Annotated in this window: 3 protein-coding genes; 2 read left to right on the top strand and 1 reads right to left on the bottom strand. The window is 62.0% G+C overall.

Annotated elements, in window-relative coordinates; translation table 11 throughout:
* Positions 1-63: 63 nt before the first annotated feature.
* Positions 64-1,428: a formimidoylglutamate deiminase gene (locus ACW9JE_RS30040; protein WP_224540349.1), complete on the bottom strand. Its 1,365-nt coding sequence runs from the start codon at positions 1,426-1,428 to the stop codon at positions 64-66.
* 146 nt (positions 1,429-1,574) lie between these two features.
* Here ACW9JE_RS30040 and hutC point away from each other — a divergent pair, with 146 nt between their 5' ends.
* Positions 1,575-2,285, top strand: a complete 711-nt coding sequence (hutC, locus tag ACW9JE_RS30035) for a histidine utilization repressor (RefSeq protein WP_175376584.1) — start codon at positions 1,575-1,577, stop codon at positions 2,283-2,285.
* Positions 2,282-2,851, top strand: a complete 570-nt coding sequence (locus ACW9JE_RS30030) for a HutD/Ves family protein (protein WP_457434825.1) — start codon at positions 2,282-2,284, stop codon at positions 2,849-2,851. Before hutC ends, ACW9JE_RS30030 begins: the two co-directional genes overlap by 4 nt.
* Positions 2,852-2,904 lie beyond the last annotated feature (53 nt).

Genomic DNA, 2,904 nt, shown 5'->3' with positions numbered 1-2,904 from the left:
AACAGATATGTCGACTGACACGGCCCCTTCGCGAGCAAGCCCGCTCCCACATTTTGTTTTGTGTTAGCCCAGAAGGTCGCGCAGGACTTGGGTAAACGCCTGGCTGCTTTCCTCTTCCCCGGCATGGCGCCCATCACGCACGACCCACTGGCCGTTGACCAGCACATCACGCACCTGACGATCACCACCGGCAAACAACCAGCGATTCAAAATCCCGTCACCACTCGCTGTCGCCAGATACGGATCACTGCCGTCCAGCACCAGCCAATCTGCGCGCTTGCCGACTTCCAATGCCCCAATCGCCTGACCCAGCGCCTGGGCACCGCCATCCAGTGCGGCATCGAACAGCGTGCGGCCGACCATCGGCTGATCCGCGCCATACAGGCGGTTACGCCGCTGATCGCGCAGGCGCTGGCCGTATTCCAGCCAGCGCAATTCTTCCACCACGCTCAAGGACACATGGCTGTCGGAACCGATACCCATGCGTCCGCCCTGGGCGAGGAAATCCACTGCCGGGAAAATCCCATCGCCGAGGTTGGCTTCGGTGGTCAGGCACAGGCCGGCGATGGCGCGACTCTTGGCCATCAGCGTGATTTCTTCCGGGTTGGCGTGGGTGGCGTGAACCAGGCACCAGCGCTGATCGACCTCGACGTTTTCGTACAGCCATTGCAGGGGGCGGCGGCCGCTCCAGGTCAGGCAGTCGTCGACTTCCTTCTGCTGCTCGGCGATGTGGATGTGCACCGGGCATTGCTTGTCGCTGGCCGCCAGCACGTCGCTGATCTGCTGCGGCGTGACCGCGCGCAACGAGTGGAAACACAATCCCAGCGACTGAGCTTTCTGCTGAGCCAGCAGAGGTTGCAGGCGCGATTGCAGCTTCAGGTAGTTCTCGGTGCTGTTGATGAAACGGCGCTGGCCTTCGTTCGGCGTCTGGCCGCCGAAACCTGAGTGGCTGTAGAGCACCGGCAACAGGGTCAGGCCGATGCCGGCGTCGGTCGCGGCCTGGCTGATACGCAAGGCCAGCTCGGCCGGATCGGCATAAGGCTGGCCGCTGGTGTCGTGGTGCACGTAGTGAAACTCGGCGACGGAGGTGTAACCGGCCTTGAGCATTTCGATGTACAGCTGGCGAGCGATGACACCCAGTTGCTCAGGGCTGATCTTTCCGACGAGGCGATACATCAGATCGCGCCAGGTCCAGAAACTGTCGTTCGGATTGCCCGCCACTTCCGCAAGGCCAGCCATCGCCCGCTGGAAGGCGTGGGAGTGCAGATTCGGCATGCCCGGCAACAGCGGGCCGCTCAGCCGTTCGGCACCATCTGCATGGGAATCGGCCTGGATTTGGGTCAGCACGCCCTCGGCGTTGACCTCAAGACGTACATTGTTGGCCCATCCACTAGGCAGCAGCGCGCGTTCGGCAAAGAAGGCGGACATGGTTCAGCACCCCATCGTGTGTTATTTGTATATACATATACAGACGTTTGCCTGCCCGGTAAACTCCGGCAAGCTAGCAATCTCAACCAAACGACCAAGGATCCATCGTGCCGACTCCGCCTCCAGTCTCTCCGTTGGCCGCGAACATGGGCGACAGTCCGGCGCCCTTGTACGCCCGCGTCAAACAAATGATCACCCAGCAAATCGACAGCGGCGCGTGGCCGCCGCACTACCGCGTTCCGTCGGAAAGCGAGCTGGTCAGCCAGTTGGGCTTCAGCCGCATGACCATCAACCGCGCCCTGCGCGAGATGACCGCCGATGGTTTGCTGGTGCGCATGCAGGGCGTCGGCACCTTCGTTGCCGAGCCCAAAAGCCAGTCCGCGCTGTTCGAAGTGCACAACATCGCCGACGAAATCGCCTCCCGCGGCCATCGCCATACCTGCCAGGTCATCACTCTGGAGGAAGAGGCCGCCGGTTCCGAGCGCGCGCTGGCGCTGGACATGCGCGAAGGGCAGAAGGTGTTCCACTCGCTGATCGTGCATTTCGAAAACGACATTCCGGTGCAGATCGAAGACCGCTTCGTCAACGCGCTGGTGGCGCCGGAATACCTCAAGCAGGACTTCACCCTGCAAACCCCGTACGCCTATCTGAACCAGGTCGCGCCGCTGACCGAAGGCGAGCACGTGGTCGAGGCGATTCTGGCCGAGTCGTCCGAATGCAAGTTGCTGCAGATTGAAAAGGGCGAGCCGTGCCTGCTGATTCGCCGCCGCACCTGGTCTGGCCGTCAACCGGTGACCGCCGCTCGTCTGATTCACCCGGGTTCCCGTCATCGTCTCGAGGGTCGGTTCCACAAATGAATGTATTGAAAGTTCTACGCGCCAAAGACTATCCGCGCATGCCGTGGAAAAACGGCGGCGGCAGCACCGAAGAAATCACCCGCGATGCCGGCACCGGCCTGGATGGCTTCGGCTGGCGCCTGTCGATTGCCGACATTGGCGAGTCCGGTGGGTTTTCCACCTTTGCCGGTTACGAGCGGATCATCACTGTGTTGCAGGGCGACGGCATGACCCTGTCCGTCGACGGCAGCGACACCCGCCCGCTGTTACCGCTGGACCCATTCGCCTTCAGTGGTGAGAGCAAGGTTGCCTGCACACTGCTCGGCGGACCGATCCGCGACTTCAACCTGATCTATGCACCGCAGCGTTACAGCGCGCGGTTGCAGTGGCTGGAAGGCGAGCAGCGGTTTTTCAGCGAGGCGGGGAGTGTGCTGGTGTTCAGTGTCAGTGACGCGCTGGAAGTGAAGGTCGGTAACAACGCTTCGCAGCTCGGTCACCACGACTGCCTGCAGCTTGACGGTAACAATGGGTTGATTGAAGTCGCCAGCAATGGCGCGTGCTGCGTTATCGAACTGACTGCACGCTGATCCAAAACCCTATTCGCGGGCAAGCCTCGCTCCTACAGGTCCGGTGGGGACCC

The organism is Pseudomonas sp. SDO55104_S430, from assembly GCF_054070595.1.
The sequence above is the reverse complement of the archived record's forward strand: the minus strand, read 5'-3'. Positions and strand labels throughout refer to the sequence as shown.